20 protein-coding genes are annotated in these 16,803 nt (G+C 62.0%); 15 read left to right on the top strand and 5 right to left on the bottom strand.

What is annotated here, in order from left to right:
* Positions 1-65 precede the first annotated feature (65 nt).
* Both HMPREF2806_RS07370 and HMPREF2806_RS07375 read left to right on the top strand, forming a co-directional pair.
* Positions 66-863, top strand: coding sequence for a trypsin-like serine protease (locus HMPREF2806_RS07370; protein ID WP_070517055.1), 798 nt, complete (start codon positions 66-68; stop codon positions 861-863).
* A 62-nt stretch (positions 864-925) separates the two neighbouring features.
* A complete protein-coding gene (locus tag HMPREF2806_RS07375) occupies positions 926-1,753 on the top strand; it encodes an esterase/lipase family protein (RefSeq protein WP_049156667.1) in 828 nt (275 codons plus the stop codon).
* On the opposite strand, the gene HMPREF2806_RS07380 is transcribed toward HMPREF2806_RS07375, so the two are convergent.
* The gene (locus tag HMPREF2806_RS07380; RefSeq protein WP_070517057.1) at positions 1,750-2,382 is read right to left on the bottom strand and encodes a VC0807 family protein; all 633 of its coding nucleotides are present in this window, start codon (positions 2,380-2,382) and stop codon (positions 1,750-1,752) included. The two genes, HMPREF2806_RS07375 and HMPREF2806_RS07380, sit on opposite strands and share 4 nt — an antisense overlap.
* A gap of 69 nt (positions 2,383-2,451) precedes the next feature.
* On the opposite strand from HMPREF2806_RS07380, the gene HMPREF2806_RS07385 reads away from it, so the two are divergent.
* Positions 2,452-3,174, top strand: coding sequence for a hypothetical protein (locus HMPREF2806_RS07385; RefSeq protein WP_083306527.1), 723 nt, complete (start codon positions 2,452-2,454; stop codon positions 3,172-3,174).
* Positions 3,171-3,311, top strand: a complete 141-nt coding sequence (locus HMPREF2806_RS13595; RefSeq protein WP_168162654.1) for a hypothetical protein — start codon at positions 3,171-3,173, stop codon at positions 3,309-3,311. Before HMPREF2806_RS07385 ends, HMPREF2806_RS13595 begins: the two co-directional genes overlap by 4 nt.
* A 4-nt stretch (positions 3,312-3,315) precedes the next feature.
* On the opposite strand, the gene HMPREF2806_RS07390 is transcribed toward HMPREF2806_RS13595, so the two are convergent.
* Positions 3,316-3,828, bottom strand: a complete 513-nt coding sequence (locus HMPREF2806_RS07390; RefSeq protein WP_369799712.1) for a hypothetical protein — start codon at positions 3,826-3,828, stop codon at positions 3,316-3,318.
* Positions 3,829-3,863: 35 nt separating this feature from the next.
* Entirely contained in the window at positions 3,864-5,180 is a 1,317-nt protein-coding gene (locus HMPREF2806_RS07395) for a M20/M25/M40 family metallo-hydrolase (RefSeq protein WP_070517064.1), read from the bottom strand.
* Positions 5,181-5,258: 78 nt separating this feature from the next.
* On the opposite strand from HMPREF2806_RS07395, the gene bioB reads away from it, so the two are divergent.
* The 3 genes from bioB to HMPREF2806_RS07410 are packed head-to-tail and all read left to right on the top strand — an operon-like array spanning position 5,259 to position 7,428.
* Entirely contained in the window at positions 5,259-6,239 is a 981-nt protein-coding gene (gene bioB / locus HMPREF2806_RS07400) for a biotin synthase BioB (RefSeq protein WP_046648630.1), read from the top strand.
* Positions 6,239-6,493 carry a biotin synthase auxiliary protein BsaP gene (locus HMPREF2806_RS07405; RefSeq protein WP_046648628.1) on the top strand — a complete coding sequence of 85 codons (255 nt, stop codon included), beginning with the start codon at positions 6,239-6,241 and terminating at the stop codon, positions 6,491-6,493. The genes bioB and HMPREF2806_RS07405 overlap by 1 nt, the downstream gene beginning before the upstream one ends.
* 11 nt (positions 6,494-6,504) lie before the next feature.
* A complete protein-coding gene (locus HMPREF2806_RS07410) occupies positions 6,505-7,428 on the top strand; it encodes a Sir2 family NAD-dependent protein deacetylase (protein WP_046648626.1) in 924 nt (307 codons plus the stop codon).
* Here HMPREF2806_RS07410 and HMPREF2806_RS07415 read toward each other — a convergent pair.
* The gene (locus HMPREF2806_RS07415) at positions 7,425-8,174 is read right to left on the bottom strand and encodes an esterase/lipase family protein (RefSeq protein ID WP_070517065.1); all 750 of its coding nucleotides are present in this window, start codon (positions 8,172-8,174) and stop codon (positions 7,425-7,427) included. The genes HMPREF2806_RS07410 and HMPREF2806_RS07415 overlap by 4 nt on opposite strands.
* 167 nt (positions 8,175-8,341) lie before the next feature.
* Here HMPREF2806_RS07415 and amn point away from each other — a divergent pair, with 167 nt between their 5' ends.
* The 6 genes from amn (at position 8,342) to HMPREF2806_RS07445 (ending at position 13,324) form a co-directional block, all read left to right on the top strand.
* Positions 8,342-9,745, top strand: a complete 1,404-nt coding sequence (amn, locus tag HMPREF2806_RS07420; RefSeq protein ID WP_070517067.1) for an AMP nucleosidase — start codon at positions 8,342-8,344, stop codon at positions 9,743-9,745.
* Between the two features lie 53 nt (positions 9,746-9,798).
* Positions 9,799-10,314 carry a phosphoribosyltransferase gene (locus HMPREF2806_RS07425; protein WP_070517069.1) on the top strand — a complete coding sequence of 172 codons (516 nt, stop codon included), beginning with the start codon at positions 9,799-9,801 and terminating at the stop codon, positions 10,312-10,314.
* A complete protein-coding gene (locus tag HMPREF2806_RS07430; RefSeq protein WP_070517071.1) occupies positions 10,314-11,762 on the top strand; it encodes a SulP family inorganic anion transporter in 1,449 nt (482 codons plus the stop codon). Before HMPREF2806_RS07425 ends, HMPREF2806_RS07430 begins: the two co-directional genes overlap by 1 nt.
* Before the next feature lie 117 nt (positions 11,763-11,879).
* Positions 11,880-12,362: a ferritin gene (locus HMPREF2806_RS07435; protein WP_070517072.1), complete on the top strand. Its 483-nt coding sequence runs from the start codon at positions 11,880-11,882 to the stop codon at positions 12,360-12,362.
* Positions 12,363-12,426: 64 nt separating this feature from the next.
* Complete coding sequence (locus HMPREF2806_RS07440) at positions 12,427-12,813, top strand: hypothetical protein (protein WP_070517074.1); 387 nt, start codon at positions 12,427-12,429, stop codon at positions 12,811-12,813.
* Positions 12,755-13,324, top strand: a complete 570-nt coding sequence (locus HMPREF2806_RS07445; protein ID WP_070517076.1) for an HAD-IA family hydrolase — start codon at positions 12,755-12,757, stop codon at positions 13,322-13,324. Before HMPREF2806_RS07440 ends, HMPREF2806_RS07445 begins: the two co-directional genes overlap by 59 nt.
* Here HMPREF2806_RS07445 and HMPREF2806_RS07450 read toward each other — a convergent pair.
* Complete coding sequence (locus tag HMPREF2806_RS07450) at positions 13,321-14,397, bottom strand: ROK family protein (protein WP_070517078.1); 1,077 nt, start codon at positions 14,395-14,397, stop codon at positions 13,321-13,323. The two genes, HMPREF2806_RS07445 and HMPREF2806_RS07450, sit on opposite strands and share 4 nt — an antisense overlap.
* A gap of 97 nt (positions 14,398-14,494) precedes the next feature.
* Here HMPREF2806_RS07450 and HMPREF2806_RS07455 point away from each other — a divergent pair, with 97 nt between their 5' ends.
* Both HMPREF2806_RS07455 and HMPREF2806_RS07460 read left to right on the top strand, forming a co-directional pair.
* Positions 14,495-15,064, top strand: a complete 570-nt coding sequence (locus HMPREF2806_RS07455; protein ID WP_049156802.1) for an LOG family protein — start codon at positions 14,495-14,497, stop codon at positions 15,062-15,064.
* A 70-nt stretch (positions 15,065-15,134) separates the two neighbouring features.
* Positions 15,135-16,796 (top strand): DUF885 domain-containing protein, encoded by a 1,662-nt coding sequence (locus HMPREF2806_RS07460; RefSeq protein ID WP_070517080.1) that lies wholly within the window; start codon positions 15,135-15,137, stop codon positions 16,794-16,796.
* Positions 16,797-16,803 lie beyond the last annotated feature (7 nt).

The following is a 16,803-nucleotide window of genomic DNA, read 5'->3' on the forward strand; positions in this document are numbered from 1 at the left end:
CCACACCGCTACCATTTCAGTCTTCTGAACACACGCATGCGATTTCACTGATAGAGTTACGCCTTGTGTTCCCTGGTATTCTCGCTTCCTTGCTCTCCATCATCGTGACAGTGACGTCCTCCCTGTTTGGCGCCCCCACTTCTGCGAACGTCCCCGGGGTTCTACAGGCAACGAGCACGGTTGCAGCCAGCGATGATCGCGTCGCGGCGCTGTGGCGAAACGGCAAACGCGAGTGCTCCGCGGGGTACATCGGCAATGATTGGTGGCTTACTGCTTCACACTGCTTGGGCCGCGACCTGCGTCTCACGCAGGCGGATGGTGACAGTGCCAAGGTGCTCGCCTCCACCCCGGTAGCAGAGAAGTCGGACGTCGCCCTGCTGAAAGCGGAACCCATGGACGCGGAGGCCTTCGAGTTGCCCTCGCGGCCACTGCGCGTCAATGACTCGCTCTTCCTCGTGGGCTACGGGGGGATGCACAATTTTGCCTCCGAGGCCGTGGTCCGCGTCGAAGAGACTGGGGTCGCTGGGGAGATCCAAGGCTATGATTTCGATAATCTCATCCAATCGCGCTCCATGTTTGCTTCGCGCACGTGCAACGGAGATTCCGGCGCGCCGCTCTACCAGGACACCATGATCTTCGCGGTGCACACCGGCGGTGAAGAAAACGAGGAGTGCACCGATGGCACGCGCCGCCACATGTGGCACAGCGAAATCTATCCGAATCTGCAGTCTCTGCGGGCGCTGATGGATAGCTACGATGACTTCGACTCGCCCGCAGCATTCGAGGAAGCAAAGAAACACGCCCAGACCCAAAAGAAAGAATCCAAGCGCTCCAGCAGCTTGAGCAGCCTTTCCTCCTGGTAGGTCGTTAGGCATACAGGAACCGTACAGCAGACGCTCAGGGATCGGCGCTAAGCTGTCTCCTTATGAAAAACGGCTTCCTGCAGCGTGCCTTCCTCGCTATTCTCCTCGCCACTGCGGCCCCCGTTCCGGCCCATGCTCAAACCATGGAGACCTCCGCTGCGGAGGGTCTCGGCATCAACGATCCCGACTGCCAGCCCACGGGTCCTGTCACCGAGCCGGTCGTTTTGCTGCACGGAACCTCGGCTAACTCGGCCGAGTGGAACGACCTCATCCCAAAGCTCAAGGACCTGGGCATGTGCGTGTGGGCCTTCGATTATGGCGCCGAGGACGTGGCCTACCAGAACGCTTATGACTACCTGAAGGGGATTGCGGATCTAGAGTCCTCTGGGCGCGAAATAGCCAGGCAGATAGAGCACATCCGGGAGGTCACCGGAGCAAACAAAGTAAACCTCGTGGGCTTCTCCCAGGGCGGCCTGCACACCAAGACTTTCACCCAGCTCTACGGTTCGCCCGAAGAAGTGAACCGCGTGGTCACCATTGGCGCAAATTTTCACGGGACGACGTGGGGCGGCAGGGCAACGTCGCTAAGCACGGCAGCCAAAATCGCCCCCAGCGTGGTCAAATTCGTGGGTACCAGCGCCGGCATTCAACAGTTGGAGGGCTCGGAGTTCATGGAGAATCTCAACCAGTTGCCGGACACCGCGCCCGGCGTCACCTATACCTCCATCTACTCGCCGGCGGATAGCACTGTGACGCCGAATCAGACCTCTGAGTTGAGCGCTGTTCCGGGCGCGGATGTGGCCAACGTGGAATCTTCCCCCGTCGAGCACGGGCAGCTGCCCCATGATCCGCGCGTGCACGAGCAGATTCTGTGGGGGCTCATGCGCTAGGCCGGGGTCGGCGCGGACTTGCGGGCGCGTGCAGCAATGGCGAAGGTGGCTGTCAAGCAGATAGCGAGGGCCACGAAGGGCAACGCATTCGACAGCCAGTAGGCGGTGGTGAAGGGGAGGGAATAGGCGGCGACGACGCGGATGATGGCTTCGAGCAGGAATACGACGCCCCACACGATGGTGATGTAGCGCTGGGAGGCGCGGAAGGTCGGGTATTTCCACAATCCGTTCCAGTAGGCGACGCCTTCCTTTGTGCCGTCGGTGCCAAAGCGCTGGCCAAAGTAGAAGGCAAGGGGCTTTCCAAGGGCCAAGCTGCCGAGGAAGAGCAAGCCAATAATGCCGGTAACAACGCTGCCCTTAACCAGCAGGAGGCGCTCATCGGTGCCATCGACCAGCGTGGCCAACGCTGCAGCAACGTTGAAGGCAAGGATCAACGCAGAAATCCCAGAAAAAGACTTCTGGCGCACATGCTGGATGATGCCGCCGATAAGGGGGCCGATGCTAGCGGCCAGGTAGGCATAGACGTGGTTGTTGGTTGCGGAATCGACGATCTGGAAGAGCAGGATGGCCAGGCCGACGTCGAAGACGCCGAGGATGAGGAAGTTGAGCAGGCGTGGATTGAGACTCATGCCACATAGTGTGCCACAAAACATACGAATCGGTTTGTTTCTGACACATAAAAACCCTAGGGTTGGGGCATGGCTGACGTTGGACCAGGAACTTTTGGATACCTCTGTGGGTTGGCCCGCCGCGAGGAGCTCCCCGGGCCCGTGCTGACACCGATCCTCACTGGGCTGGGTCTGTCGCCGGCCGGCGCGCGCACGTACTTATCACGCATGGTGCGCGCGGGCGACCTATCCTCGCGCCGAGTGGGGCGTTGTTCCGTGTATTCCATGGTGGGTGACTACCTTGCGGAGTTTCGTCACCTAGGTTCGCCGCGCGACTTCCAGTGGGAAGGGGCGTTTCACACGGTGATCTTCGATATCGGCGAGGATCGCCGCGCGGAAAGAGATGCCCTCCTGCGCGCCGCCCATGCCAGCGGTTTCCGGCAGTTGCGGCCTGGAGTCCTGGTGGGCGCCCACGCGCCGGGGGAGTGGGCGCAGAAAACCTTTATCGGCACCTGGTCCGTGGATGAGGACACTGCCCGCGACGTTATCGCCACCGCGTGGGACCTCGAGGACAGTGCTGCCCGTATTAGCGCGCTGGGCGACGTTCCCCCTTTGCCCACCGATGACGTTGGCATCGTCGTCGAAACCACGCGCCGCCACGCCGCCGCCTTCGCGGCGCTGCGCCGTACCCCGCCTTTCCCCGCACAGCTTCTCCCCGCCGATTTCCCTGCGGAATTGCTGGAGAACCGCTTGCGCATGGACATCACGCCGGCCTACCGGGCGATGGCGCGGCTGTTAGAGTCGTGGCCATGATCCACGGAGCGATTGACGCGGAGGGCCGGTGCCGCCACTGGCACACGCTTGTCGACGTCGTTGCGAACAAGTGCCCCGCGTGCGGGCATGCCTTCAATACCGGCTGTGCGCTGCACGCGGGGACGTATTTCCGCTAGCCTTCTACGGCAAAAGCTGGGCCAGCGGGGTGCCCTCGACGAGGGTCTTGAGGAAGGCCACGATGTCCGGAACGTTAATGGTGAAACCGCCGATGGTCAGCGGGAAGGTCGGAAAAGCGTTGTTGGCCGGGGCCTTATTGCCGTTATTGGCTGGGGTACCACCGTTGTTGGTAGGCGCGGTGTTGTTAGCTGGTGCAGTGTTGTTGGCTGGGGCACCACCATTGTTAGCAGCGTTGCCACCGCCGCCATTCAGGCCGCAGCGCGCGATGGCCTCGTCGGCGCGGGCGACTGCGTCGCGGATCTCGCCGCCGCGCGGGTGGAAGTTAGCGGCAGCGAGCGCCTGGGACTTCTTGCTGTTGTAGTCGGACGGGTTGGTGTAGTACTTGGTGGCCTGCTCGCAGGAGATTTGGCCGGCCGGGACCTTAGCCAGGTAGTCATCCACCATGTCGGCGGAGGCGGTAGGGGCGGACAGGCCGATGGCGGCAGCAACGGAGCACAGGACAAGCTTTTTTCTCATGCGCCACATTGTGCCACAGCTTTTACACGTTTGCGTTAGCGGCTCAGGAAACGATCGACCAGCGAAGAATACGCCTTCACGGTCAAATCCAAGTCCTCCAAGTACAGGTGTTCGTCGTGGCTGTGCAGCTGCGAGTTCGCGCTGGCCATGTCTCGATCCTCGGCGTGCAGTGCAAAACCGTAGGCGTTGCCGCCGCGGCGACGAGCCACGCGCAGGTCGGAACCACCCGTCGCCAGTACCGGCAACACCTTCTTTTCTGGGAAGAACTCGTGGGCGGTCTCTTCAATACAGCGCCACAGCTCAGTATCGGTGGAGGACTGTGTGGCGTCCTCAGTAATAAGGTGCTCGATTTCTACCTCCTCGGCCATATCTCCGAGCGCTTCACGTAGGAAATCATCAAGCTCCTCCTGGGTCTGGCCAGGGAAGGGACGGATGTCCATCTCCAGGTAGGCGTGGGAGGGCAGCACGTTGATGGCACCACCCGCGCGCAGGACGGTTTGGGCAATCGTCGTGTGCGAAAAGGCGTGGGCGTAGGCAGACAAATTACCGAATTTCTCATAATCTGCGGCGGTAGCGGAGCCGTCGAGAAGCGCTGCCTCCGTTGCGGGATCGAAGCGGAAGGTCTTGACGAATCCCTGCCACACCTCATCCGTCGCCACGGGCGGCTCCGCGGCCGCGATGCGGCGAGCGACCTCACCAATCTTGACGATGGCAAAGTCCTTGCCGAAGGGCGTCGAGCCATGGCCGGCATCGCCGTGCACGTGCAGGCGGCGCTGGCCTGCGCCCTTTTCGCCGACGTTGAAGCCGAGCGCGCCGGGCAGGTGGCTGCCGCCGGTCTCCGAGAGGCAGTTGCGCACCGAGTAGGCCTCCGGGTGGTGCTTGTCCATCCAGATGGAGCCCAAACCGCCGCGGGCCTCCTCGTCCGCCATACCTACGAACGCCAGGGTGCCGCCGGGATTGCCGCGCTTGGCGACGTCCCTGACCACCGCCGCCATCGTCGCCGTAATAAAGAGCATGTCCACCGCGCCGCGGCCGTAGAGCTTGCCATCTTCGATGACGGCGTCGAAGGGCGGCTTGGTCCACTTGGGCTCGTCGACGGGCACGACATCCGTGTGGCCCATGAGCGTCAGCGGCTCCTTGTCCGGGTCACCCGGAACGGTCACCACGATGGTCACGCGGCCTGGGTGCGATTCATAGCGTTGAATCTCCACCGGGGTACCGTTGAAGAACTTCTCCAGAGTATCCGCGTTGCGGACCTCGTTGCCGGAGTCAGGCGTGAGGTCATTCACGCAGGCATTGCGAATAAGCTCCTGGAGTAGCGCGAGGGTGTCGTCATAGAGCGTGGAATCCATGGCCTAGAGGTTAGTCCGGACCGAACAAAACACGCGGATTTACCACAACTTGAACGGTGTTCAAGTAAGGTTTCCCGCATGAGCATCGTAGATATCGCACGCGAGAAGGCCCTGGAGCAGGGCATCGGCCTGAACGAAGAAGAACTGCTGCAGGTCCTTCAGATCCCGGATGAGCAGCTGGAAGAGATTGCGGACATCGCGCATCAAACCCGCCTCAAGTGGTGCGGTCCGGACGTCTCCGTGGAAGGCATCATCTCCATTAAGACCGGCGGCTGTCCGGAGGACTGCCACTTCTGCTCGCAGTCGGGCCTTTTCGAGTCCCCCGTGCGTGCCGCGCGCCTCAACATCCCGGAGCTGGTGGAGGCCGCCAAGAAGACCGCCAAGACGGGTGCGACGGAGTTCTGCATTGTGGCGGCCGTTAAGGCCCCAGACGAGAACCTCCTGTCCCAGGTTGCCGAGGCCATCCCGGCCATCCTCGATGAAGTTGATATCGAAATCTCCCTGTCCCTGGGCACCCTCACCCGCGAGCAGGCCCAGCGCCTCAAGGACATGGGCGCCCAGCGCTACAACCACAACCTGGAGACCTCCAAGTCCTTCTTCCCCAACGTCGTCACGACCCACACCTGGGAGGAGCGCAAAGAGACCCTCGAGAACGTCCGTGCTGTCGGCATGGAGATCTGCTCCGGCGGCATCATTGGCATGGGTGAATCCCTCGAGGATCGCGCCGAGTTCGCCTACCAGCTGGCCCAGATCGAGCCCTGCGAGGTGCCGATGAACTTCCTCGACCCGCGCCCGGGCACACCATTCGCGAACTACCCGTTGGTCCCGCTCGGTGAGGCACTGCGCGCCGTGGCCGCCTTCCGCCTGGCTATGCCGTCGGTGACTCTCCGTTTTGCGGGCGGCCGCGAGCTCTCCCTGGGTGATGACGGCACCGAAAAGGGCCTCCTCGGCGGCATCAACGCCATCATCGCCGGCAACTACCTGACCACGCTGGGCAAGCAGATCGAGAAGGACGTCGACATGCTCGGCCGCATCGACCTGCCCATCAAGGCGCTCTGATGAACAGCTCGACGGAGCTGGCCGCCGCCGTCCTTGCTGGCGATGAGCCGCTGTTCCACCCCAACACGGGGAAACCACTGAGCGAGGAATTCACCTTGCACCCGGCGGCCGCGGCGGGCCTGGACGTCCCGCGCTATTGCCAGCTGTGTGGGCGCCGCATGGTGGTGCAGGTGCGCCCGGATGGCTGGAACGCGCGCTGTTCGCGCCATGGCGAGCTCGATTCAGATCATCTCTACGAGGAGGCTCTCCCGTAAGCTGGGGCACCATGGATCCCGCCGTTGCCCACGCTCACCAGTCCGCGTTGCGCTCCATCTCCCGGGTCGTCGCCGAGATCGCTGAGCCGACTCCCCCACAACAAGCACTGGACGCCGTCACCGATCAACTGCGCCGCGGCAACGTCATGGTCCTCACCGGGGCGGGAGTCTCTACAGAATCAGGCGTGCCCGACTACCGCGGACCGCACGGTTCCCTCAGCCGGCACCGCCCCATGACCTACCAGGAGTTCCTGCACGATCCGCAGGCCTCGCACCGCTATTGGGCGCGTGCTTTCGTCGGCTGGCGGGTCATGCAAGCTGCACACCCTAACCGCACGCACTACGCCTTGGTCGAGCTCGAGCGCGCCGGGCTCCTTACGGGTGTCGTCACACAGAATGTAGACGGCCTGCACGAGGAAGCCGGGCAGCGCAACCTCATTGCCCTGCACGGGGACATGCAGCACGTGGTGTGCTTGAGCTGCGGATACGAAGAAACACGCGCGGACTACGACGCCCGCGCCGCCACAGCCAACCCGACATACCTCCAACGCTGGGCAGTCAACAAAGAGGACGTTAACCCTGACGGCGACGTTGCCCTCAGCCAAGAAGCGGTCGAAGAATTTGTCATGCCCGGCTGCGTGCGGTGCGGCTCACAGCGCCTCAAACCAGACGTGGTCTATTTCGGCGAGCCCGTTCCGACTTTTAAAAAGGACGCCGCCTACGCGATGGTCAACGAGTCTGACTCCCTGCTGGTAGCCGGCTCGTCGCTGGCGGTGATGAGCGGCTTCCGCTTCGTTCTGGAGGCGAAGAAACAGGGCAAGCGCGTGGCCACCATCAATGGAGGGCCAGGACGCGCGGATGACCGTGTGGACACGCTGTGGCGGACCCAGGTGGGCCCAGCTTTCGACGCGGTTCTCGACGAGCTGGAGCTCTAGAGCCGCTCCAGTTCCTCGAGGACAAACTGGCATACCCGCCTATCCATGGGCATATCCTCGTGGCGAATAATCGCAAGGCGCTCGATGTCTTGGATATAGACGTTGTGGACATTCGGGCCATTGAGGAAACAGGTGTTTGGTGGAACCACGATGGCGTCGGCGCGCGTGGCGATGCACGTATAGCTCACCCCGGGTTCGACCTCGCTGCCGCGGTTCGTGGCCTCAACAATCTCGCTGCCGGTGACCTGCTGCATGCCGGCGGGGCCAAACCAGCCGTCGATAAGCGAGCGCGCCACCTCCTCCTGCCTCTCGCTGCGAAAGAGGGGGCTGGCGATTCCACCCTGGGTCGTGCCGTGATTGGGAGAGCTGATACACACCACGTGCCGTACAAACTCCGCGCTATCGTGCATGCGCATCCAGTACCGAGCCAATAATCCACCCTGGGAGTGGCCCACGAGAATCACCTGCTCCGCGCCGGTGACGGTGCGGACGGCGTTGATGTAGGCGTCGAGCTGCCGAGCGGATTCCTGCAGGGGGCCAGTGGCGCGGGTCCCGTAGTCAGGGGCGAAGGTGGCCCAGCCAGCGGCGCGGAGCATGTCTGCGAGAACCTGCCATATCCCCTTGCTGTCGCAGGTTCCGTGGATCAAGACAACCGGCCAGGGGCGTTCGGCGGTAGGGCGCGCGGACCAGTCGTCTTCGTAGACGCCGCGTGGGCGTCTGCGGGCACCGAGGGGGAGTGGGGTCATGAAATTTCAGTTTACTCTTGACCCCTATCCAACTTTCGTACTAAGCTAAGGCTTGCCTAATACGGAACGGCGGTGAGCTCCACACCGTACGCGTTACCGGATTAGTCATGGGGATAGGGCCCGCCGCTTCACCGCGGCGGGCTTCTTTCATGGATACACTCGCGGGCATGACCGACCTGCAGCATGTCCACTCCGTCAACGAAGCGGTTGCTCGTCTCTGCGAGCTCTATGACAGTTCCTGTGCGCTGGCACGTGAAGCATTGGCCTCAGGGGACCACGATGCCTACCGCCACGTGGTGTACCCAAAGATCACCGTGCATGTACGCCAGTGGACGCCCATCGACCGCTCCGAGCCCTTCGGTTACGTGGACCAAGAGGGCCGCTACTCGGCGGTGATATCCAAACCATGGCTGATTCGTGATTACCTGACAGAGCAGCTCACGCGGCTCACCAACAACTACCTGTGCGATCTCTACGTCGGTCAATCGGATGAGCGCATCCCGCCGGAGTATATTCGGGGGATTACACAGATTCCCCAGGACCGTGGCGACATCCCCCGGCCCACCCTCGATGCGGTGCATGACGGAATCGTGGACGGCGCTTGGAAGGCTTTCCACGGCAAGGAAAAACCACTGTTCCACTTTGGCCCGCAGCGCTTCGACATTGCCTGCGCCCGCATCGAGCACTACACCGGCATCGAGGTGGACACCGTGCAGAAGTACATCCTGTTCACCAACTACGCCATGCACACCACCGAGTTCGTCAAGTTCGGCCTGCGCGAACTCTCACGTGAGGACTCGCGCTACACCGCGCTCGTGCTGCCCACGGGGGAGACCATCCACCCCAATGACGCGGTGCTTCTCGACGTCGACGAGCTCACCCTCACCTCCCGCTACCAGATGCCACGTTTTGATCTCATCACCGCCGGCGGCGATGGCATCACGATGATCAACATCGGTGTCGGCCCCTCCAATGCCAAAACCATCACGGACTGCTTGGCAGTCCTGCGCCCGGAGGCCTGGATCATGATCGGCCACTGCGCAGGGCTTGATGGCCGCATGCGCATCGGTGACCTCATCCTGGGCAATGCTTATCAGCGCGAAGACCACATCCTCGACGGCACCGTCACCACCAGCAACCCGATTCCCGCCATCCCGGAGATCCAGCGCATGCTGGAGGCCGCCGTCGACGAGGTCTATGGAAAAGACAATTCGCTCATGCGCACCGGCACGGTGCTCTCCACCGATGATCGCAACTGGGAATGGCGCACCTCCCGTGATCTGTGGGAGTGGCTGCGCCACTCCACCGCGGTGGCAGTAGATATGGAATCCTGCACCCTCGCCGCCAACGGCTACCGCTACCGCATCCCTTATGGCACGCTGCTGTCGGTCTCCGATCTCCCTCTGCATGCCGTGCCCAAGCTTCCCGCCCAAGCGCAGGCCTTTTATTCCAATTCGAAGGAGGCACACGTGATGTGCGCGGTGCGCGCGGTGGAGGCTTTGGCGGAAAATCCGGAGCGGCTGCGCACCCGCAAATTGCGCCGAACGGTAGGAGAGGTACCGTTTCGCTGAGGTTGATGATTAGACTGAGGGAAATGCACAATCTGGCGAAGGAGACCTAGACGATGAGCACCCCGGAGTGGTGGAACCCGGAACGCGAGAACCTGACGTGGGAGGTCTTCGGTGAGGCCAGTCGCTCCCTGTCCCAAGAAATCGTGGATTCGGGTTGGTTCCCCGACCTTATCGTGGGCGTGGCCCGCGGTGGATTGATCCCAGCCGGCGCTATTGGCTACGCCATCGGGGTCAAGGAGATGGGTGCTATCAACGTGGAGTTCTACACCGATATCGGTGAGACCCTCCCGGAGCCGATTCTCCTTAACCCGCAGCTGGACACTGATTCGCTCAAGGGCAAGAAGGTCCTCGTCGTTGATGACGTGGCGGATTCCGGCAAGACCCTCGACCTCGTGGTCAACCTGCTCGAGCAGACCGCGTCCGAGGTCAAGTCCGCGGTGATCTACACGAAGCCGACCACCATCTTTGAGCCGGACTTCTCGTGGAAGAAGACCGATCAGTGGATCAACTTCGCATGGTCCGTCCTGCCAGTCATCACGCGCGATGGCTCTTTCCAGGAAGGACATTAATGCCAGAAGCCTCCGCCGGTTCTTTCCGCGCGGCCTTTAGCTCGCCCGCCCGCTTCCGCAAGGAGGTGTTTGGCGGGCTTGCTGTTGCGCTCGCCCTCATCCCGGAAGTTTTAAGTTTCTCCATCCTCGCCGGACTCGACCCCAAGGTGGGGCTCTTCGCCTCCGTCATCATGGCGATGTCCATCGCCATCACCGGCGGGCGCCCGGCCATGATCTCTGCTGCAGCTGGCTCTGTCGCCGTGGTGATCGCACCACTTGCCCACGAGCATGGCCTGCAGTACGTGCTGCTGACCATCTGGATGGCGGGAATTCTCCAAGTAGTGATGGCAGTGCTGGGCGTCGCCAAGCTCATGCGTTTCATCCCCCGCAGCGTCATGCTGGGGTTTGTCAACGCCCTGGGCATCCTCATGTTCACGGCGCAGCTGAGCCACCTGTGGCAGGTGCCGTGGCTGGTCTACCCCCTTGTCGCGCTAGGCCTCGTCATCATGGTGGTGTGGCCGCGGATTACCACGGTGATCCCCGCCCCGCTCGTCGCGATTATCGTGGTTAGCGCACTCACTGTGATTTTCGGCTGGCAGGTTCCCAACGTCGCGGACCAAGGCGAGCTGCCGACCTCCCTGCCCGGTTTTGTTATTCCGGACTTACCTTGGACGAAGGAGACTATTCTCCTCTGCCTTCCCTATGCATTGGGCGTTGCACTCGTCGGCCTTATGGAATCCCTGCTGACCGCCAAGCTTGTCGACGACCTCACGGATACCCACTCCGATAAGACGCGCGAATCCGTGGGCCAGGGCATCGGCAACATGCTCGCCGCGGCCATCGGCGGCATGGGCGTGTGCGCAATGATCGGCCAGACCATGATTAACGTCAAGGAATCCCAGGCGCGCACGCGCTTGTCGACGTTCCTCGCCGGCGTCTTCCTCCTCATCCTCATCCTCGTGTTGGGCGATACCGTAGGAAAAATCCCCATGGCCGCGCTCGTGGCGGTCATGTTCATGGTGTCTTTCCACACCGTGGATTGGCACTCGGTGCGCACGATTCACCGCATGCCGTTGAGCGAAACCCTCGTCATGCTCGTGACGGTGATTGGCACCCTGGTGACAAATAACCTGGCGGTCGGTGTGATCCTCGGCGTCCTGACCGCCTCGATAGCCTTTGCACGCCGCGTGGCGCACCTGGTGTCGGTGGAGCTGGAGGGCAACGTCTACACCGTGCGCGGCCAGCTCTTCTTCGCCTCTTCGAACGACTTGGTCTACGCCTTCGATTACACCCTGCCGGTGGACAAAATCATCGTGGATTTCTCGGAGGCCGATATTTGGGATGCCTCGACCGTCGCGGTACTCGAGTCCGTGGAGAACAAGTACGCAAGCCGTGGCATAGCGGTGGAATTCCGCGGCCTCGATGGCGTTAGCCTCGCGCGCTACCAGAGGATTTCCGGTTTGAGTTAGGTAAACCTATCAGAAAAAGTCTTATGACGTGCGAGTTTGCTTAAGATCGCCTTGCTAGCGTGCCCGAATTTTTTCTGTATTGTGGGTAACACCAAACAGACGAAAGGAATCACTTTCATGGACGAGAAGCTGCAAACCCTCCTCAATGAGCAGGTCAACAACGAGCACGGCGCGGCCCTGATTTACACCCAGCTGGCCTACGAGATGGACAACCTGTCCTTCCCAGGTATGCGCGATTGGTTCTTCAAGCAGGCAGAGGAAGAGCGCGAGCACGCACAGAAGTTCGCCGAGCACCTGCTGGACCGCGGCTACCGCGTCGAGCTGGAGGATATCCAGGTCGGCTCCGTCAAGGCCGCCACCCCGCTCGATGCCTTCGAGGCCTCCCTCGCGCATGAGCAGAAGGTCTCGGAGCAGATCCGGGAGATCGCCCGCACCGCGGATGCCGCCGGGGATCTCGATTCCCGCGCCCTCATCAACTGGTTCCTCGAGGAGCAGGTTGAGGAGGAGTCCACCGTGTCCGAGATCATTGACCAGCTCAAGCTGGTGGGCAATGACGGCTCGGGCCTGCTGCGCATCGATGGTTCGCTGGCGCAACGGTAACGAAGCCATATAGTTTGCATGAATTCTCCCACAGCCCCCTGCGGTTGGTGGGAGAATTTCTTTTATGACTACAACGCGCCTGATGCTCATTTGCGGTGCCCTGGCCGGCCTTGTGATCGCATTGGTCGGTGGCACGTGGCTGGCGGCAACGAACATGGTGCTGGGAACCTTCTTCTTTGCTCTTGCCGTCATGCTTGGTCCGTTTGCAGGACTTGCCCTCTTGTTGGGCGCGGCTGCGGCATCGACGGCGCTGAGCCGCTCCTTGTTTAGCGTGGGCGGCTTGTTCCTCGTGGGAGCGATCTCGACGTTGTGGGCCCACGGCACGCTGTCGCTTCCGCTTTTCGTGGCGGGCACCCTGACCGGCGCTATTGCGGTCTGGCTACACTGGGCGCATGGCCACTTTGCTCTTCGACCTCTACGGCGTGCTCATGCGGCCCGCTGGGAACGCTGAGCTGGAGGATTATCTCCGTCCCGAAAACGTAGAACACTTTTGGTCCATCTATGAGGAGTTTCGCCCAGCTTATAATTCTGGGCATCTGAGTGATTCGCAATATTGGGGGCGCATCCGCGCGCTGACTGAACTGGACTCCTTTGACGTCAGCCACGCGACCGAACTGGACACTGAGCGCCTGCTGGTTGCCGACTCACAGGTAGTTCGTGCGGTGCTAAACCTCATCGGTCAAGGCCACAGCGTCGGCATCCTAGCGAATGTGCCGGCGGTACTGGGAACCCGGATCCGCCAGACGCAGACCTGGCTTCAGGAATGCGCCGCCGTGACGCTGAGCTGCGATATCGGGGTAGCTAAACCAGATCCGGAGGCCTACCTCGTGGCCGTCGATGCCCTGGGCGCGCAGGCCAAGGACACGCACTTCTTCGATGATCGGCCCGACTTCGTCACTGGCGCGCAGCGCCTCGGGCTCAAGGCCCACCTTTTTACGGGCATCAATTCGATCCCTTTTTAGGCAGCTTTCGCCTCGCGGCCGAGCTCCAGCGGTACGCGCAGCAGTGGATCGAGCGCCACAGCGCGGGTACAGGCGCGCACAATTTCGGTGTGCGAGGGGATCATGCGCAGCTCCACTGGGTGATCGGTGGCCTGGCGCACGGCGGAAGCAAAGAGCTTCGGGGCCGCCGGATCATCCGAAAAGGCACCGCCGGCCACAACGAGAGTATCGGGCGTGTGCTCCGTCAACAGCTCAGCGGCGGTGGTGCCGAGGGAGCGCGCGCGGTCGTCGAGAAGCGCTCGCGTCTGATCGTTAGCATTCGCCACCACGTCTGGGAATGAGTTTCCGCCGGTCTCATTCAGTATCGCCTGCGTGGCCAGGGCGTCAGCACCGTCGAGTTCGAGCTGCACAATTTCATCGCCGACTGTGAGCGCAGCACCGACGGAGTCATCCGCGTAGAGCACCATGACGGGCTTTTCCGCGCCCAGCTCCGCGGACTGCGTTTCGGATCCCAGGATGGCGGGGATGACGGAAGACACGACAACCGGAACGCCGAACTGGTACTCCAGACGGCTGGCGATGTCCATCTCGTCCCAGCCCAGGTTGTGGGCAGTGATGCGTCCGGCCTCGTTGACGCTGCCGGAGGTGGTCACGCCGACTGAAACCAAACGGAGATCCAGGCCGGTCATGAGGCGATTGACACCAGCGATGATGTGCTCGATGACATCGCTTGCACTCAAACGCGAAACCGGGGTAGCCACGTCTTCCTCGCGGAGGGTGCGCCCCTTGGTATCGAAGAAGGCGATGTGGGTAAAGGCGGTACCAACCGCAATGCCGGCGAGCATCCAGTTATTATCCGCTACCTCTAGGGGCACGGTGGGGCGTCCGCGCCCGCGGGACTGAGTCAAATCCGTGCGCTCGCGAATCAGCCCAGCGCCCAGCAGCGCGGCAGTGGCGCGGGTAATCGTGGGCTGGGATAGCCCCGTGGCTTCGACAAGTTCACTGCGGGTCACAACGGGATTGAGTCGAATGATGTGGAGGCACTTCGCCGCCGGGGTGCGGGGGCGAGTGAACACGGGACCAGATTTAATCATGGCGCAAGTATAAATTCACCAGACCGCATTGTCTAATAGAAATTGGGATTCAGTAGACATCATAGTCTAGAAGTGTGTCTGCGTTAGAGTGGTGTTCATGGATTCTGTTGCTGTGTACTGCGGCTCCGCCGTCGGAAACTCTGAAGCCTATGGCCAAGCCGCACACCTTTTGGGGGAGGAGCTCGCGCGGCGCAACCTCACCCTGGTCTATGGCGGCGGTGACGTGGGCCTGATGGGCATCGTCGCGGATTCCTGCTTGGCAGCCGGCGGCACCGTCATCGGAGTAATCCCGCGGCAGCTCGTCGATTACGAGATGTCACACCAGCGGGTAACCAAGCTCGAGGTCGTGGACACCATGGCGCAGCGCAAGACGCGTATGGAGGAACTCGCGGATGCCTTCGTGTGCCTGCCGGGCGGCGTGGGAACTCTAGAGGAGCTCACCGAGGTGCTTACCCTGCAACAATTAGGCAACCTTGATGGCCCGGTGGGCCTAGTAGACGTCAACGGTTTCTGGCAGCCGTTTATAAACATGTACTCCGCAATGGTGCAGGAGGGGTTCGTTCAAAAACGCTTCCTCGACGCGCTCGTGGTCAGCCCGTTTCCAGCTGAAGTCCTGGATCAATTTGCATCATGGACGAGCCCGGGAAGTAAGTGGAGCAACAATTAGCTAACAACCTGGTAAATAAGGCGGCGCTGGGTTGGCCCAACCCCCTGGATCTTCGTTAGACTTCGCCCTTATGAGTTTTGACCAGAACGCAGAGCGCCAGCCTTCGCTGCTGGACGCGTCGTGCGATAACTTCGTCCACGACCTCGCGCAGCTCACGCCCACCGATGCCACCGCGTGGGGAATTCCTGGCTTCGACGGAGAGTTGGAAGATTTCTCCCCGGAGTACTACTCCTCCGTGGCGGATCGCACTCGTGAGATGATGGCGGATCTCGATGCCCTCGATGACACCACCGACGAATCCGACGATGACGACGATTTTGACGAGGTGGACTACGTCACCGCCGCCGTCTTGCGCGACCGTCTCTGCCTGGATCTTGACCTGCACCATGCCGGTGAGGACATCCGCTGCCTTAACAACATTGCCTCCCCGGTGCAGACCATCCGCGACACCCTCATGCTCATGCCGAAGGACACCCCGGAACAGCTTGATGCGTTGCGTTCGCGCCTGTCGAAGGTGGCAACCTCGCTCAACGGCTACAAGGAGTCCCTCACCGAGGCGGCCTCGCGTGGCATGGTCGCGCCGCAGCGCCAGATCTCCGATGTCTTCGTGCAATGCGAGCGGCTTGCCGACGCCGGCTCCATGCTCGAGGACCTTGGCGTTGAGGGCCCAGAGGTGGACGCGGCTAAGGAAGCCTTCGGCGAGTTCGCCGATTGGCTCTCTAACGAGCTGCAGCCGCAGGCACCATCGCAAGACGCGGTGGGTCGCGAGCGCTACGAGCGCTTCTCCAGGCTCTTCGTCGGCGATGTCGTGGACCTCGATGAGGCCTATGAGTGGGGCATGGACCAGGTGCGCTCCATCAAGGCGGAACAAGAAAAGATCGCCCACGAGCTCTATGGCTCCGACGTCACCGTGCGCGCAGCTATGCGCAAACTCAACGAGGAGGAGCGTTACCAGCTGCACGGCACCGACGCGTTAGTGGAGTGGATGCAGTCCACCGCGGACCGCGTCATCAAGGACCTCGACGGCACCGCCTTCGACATCCCGGAGGCGGTTAAAGAAATCGAGTGCTGCATTGACCCGGCCGGCACCGGCGGTATCTTCTACACCTCGCCGTCTGATGACTTCTCCCGCCCCGGCCGCATGTGGTGGTCCGTACCGGCTGGCCAGGAGCTTTTCCACACCTGGCAGGAACTAACCACCGTCCACCACGAGGGCGCGCCGGGCCACCATCTGCAGATTGGTGCCGCGCTGACCCAGCCGGATCTCAACCTATGGCGCCGTGCGGTGACGTGGAACTCCGGCCACGGTGAGGGCTGGGCTCTGTACGCTGAGGCACTCATGGCGGAGCTGGGATACATGGATGATCCGGGCTTCCGCATGGGGCTTCTCGACGCCCAACGCTTCCGCGCCGCCCGCGTCGTGGTGGACATCGGACTCCACTTGGGCAAGGCGTTGCCGGAGTGCACCGCGTCCGGTGTCTGGGACAAGTCCCACGTCAAGACCTTCATGCGTGAGAACACCGCGATGGACGATGCCAACCTCTCCTTCGAGGTCACCCGTTACCTGGGCTGGCCGGGCCAGGCGCCGTCTTATGCCTTGGGCCAGCGCCTGTGGCAGCAGACCCGCGACGCCGCAGTCGAACAGGGGATGGACGTACGTGATTTCCACTCCCAGGCATTGGCTCTGGGCTCAGTGCCGATGTCGATCCTGCGCGAGACGATTCTGGACTAGCTGTCAG

It is taken from the genome of Corynebacterium sp. HMSC076G08 (genome assembly GCF_001811515.1).
Classification (GTDB): domain Bacteria; phylum Actinomycetota; class Actinomycetes; order Mycobacteriales; family Mycobacteriaceae; genus Corynebacterium; species Corynebacterium hiratae.

What these genes read in the sequence shown, in the direction of transcription:
- HMPREF2806_RS07375 (WP_049156667.1), top strand. Translation starts at nt 926, where the DNA reads ATGAAAAACGGCTTCCTGCAGCGTGCCTTCCTCGCTATTCTCCTCGCC.
- HMPREF2806_RS07380 (WP_070517057.1), bottom strand. Translation starts at nt 2,382, where the DNA reads ATGAGTCTCAATCCACGCCTGCTCAACTTCCTCATCCTCGGCGTCTTC.
- HMPREF2806_RS07385 (WP_083306527.1), top strand. Translation starts at nt 2,452, where the DNA reads ATGGCTGACGTTGGACCAGGAACTTTTGGATACCTCTGTGGGTTGGCC.
- HMPREF2806_RS13595 (WP_168162654.1), top strand. Translation starts at nt 3,171, where the DNA reads ATGATCCACGGAGCGATTGACGCGGAGGGCCGGTGCCGCCACTGGCAC.
- HMPREF2806_RS07390 (WP_369799712.1), bottom strand. Translation starts at nt 3,828, where the DNA reads ATGAGAAAAAAGCTTGTCCTGTGCTCCGTTGCTGCCGCCATCGGCCTG.
- HMPREF2806_RS07395 (WP_070517064.1), bottom strand. Translation starts at nt 5,180, where the DNA reads ATGGATTCCACGCTCTATGACGACACCCTCGCGCTACTCCAGGAGCTT.
- bioB (WP_046648630.1), top strand. Translation starts at nt 5,259, where the DNA reads ATGAGCATCGTAGATATCGCACGCGAGAAGGCCCTGGAGCAGGGCATC.
- HMPREF2806_RS07405 (WP_046648628.1), top strand. Translation starts at nt 6,239, where the DNA reads ATGAACAGCTCGACGGAGCTGGCCGCCGCCGTCCTTGCTGGCGATGAG.
- HMPREF2806_RS07410 (WP_046648626.1), top strand. Translation starts at nt 6,505, where the DNA reads ATGGATCCCGCCGTTGCCCACGCTCACCAGTCCGCGTTGCGCTCCATC.
- HMPREF2806_RS07415 (WP_070517065.1), bottom strand. Translation starts at nt 8,174, where the DNA reads ATGACCCCACTCCCCCTCGGTGCCCGCAGACGCCCACGCGGCGTCTAC.
- amn (WP_070517067.1), top strand. Translation starts at nt 8,342, where the DNA reads ATGACCGACCTGCAGCATGTCCACTCCGTCAACGAAGCGGTTGCTCGT.
- HMPREF2806_RS07425 (WP_070517069.1), top strand. Translation starts at nt 9,799, where the DNA reads ATGAGCACCCCGGAGTGGTGGAACCCGGAACGCGAGAACCTGACGTGG.
- HMPREF2806_RS07430 (WP_070517071.1), top strand. Translation starts at nt 10,314, where the DNA reads ATGCCAGAAGCCTCCGCCGGTTCTTTCCGCGCGGCCTTTAGCTCGCCC.
- HMPREF2806_RS07435 (WP_070517072.1), top strand. Translation starts at nt 11,880, where the DNA reads ATGGACGAGAAGCTGCAAACCCTCCTCAATGAGCAGGTCAACAACGAG.
- HMPREF2806_RS07440 (WP_070517074.1), top strand. Translation starts at nt 12,427, where the DNA reads ATGACTACAACGCGCCTGATGCTCATTTGCGGTGCCCTGGCCGGCCTT.
- HMPREF2806_RS07445 (WP_070517076.1), top strand. Translation starts at nt 12,755, where the DNA reads ATGGCCACTTTGCTCTTCGACCTCTACGGCGTGCTCATGCGGCCCGCT.
- HMPREF2806_RS07450 (WP_070517078.1), bottom strand. Translation starts at nt 14,397, where the DNA reads ATGATTAAATCTGGTCCCGTGTTCACTCGCCCCCGCACCCCGGCGGCG.
- HMPREF2806_RS07455 (WP_049156802.1), top strand. Translation starts at nt 14,495, where the DNA reads ATGGATTCTGTTGCTGTGTACTGCGGCTCCGCCGTCGGAAACTCTGAA.
- HMPREF2806_RS07460 (WP_070517080.1), top strand. Translation starts at nt 15,135, where the DNA reads ATGAGTTTTGACCAGAACGCAGAGCGCCAGCCTTCGCTGCTGGACGCG.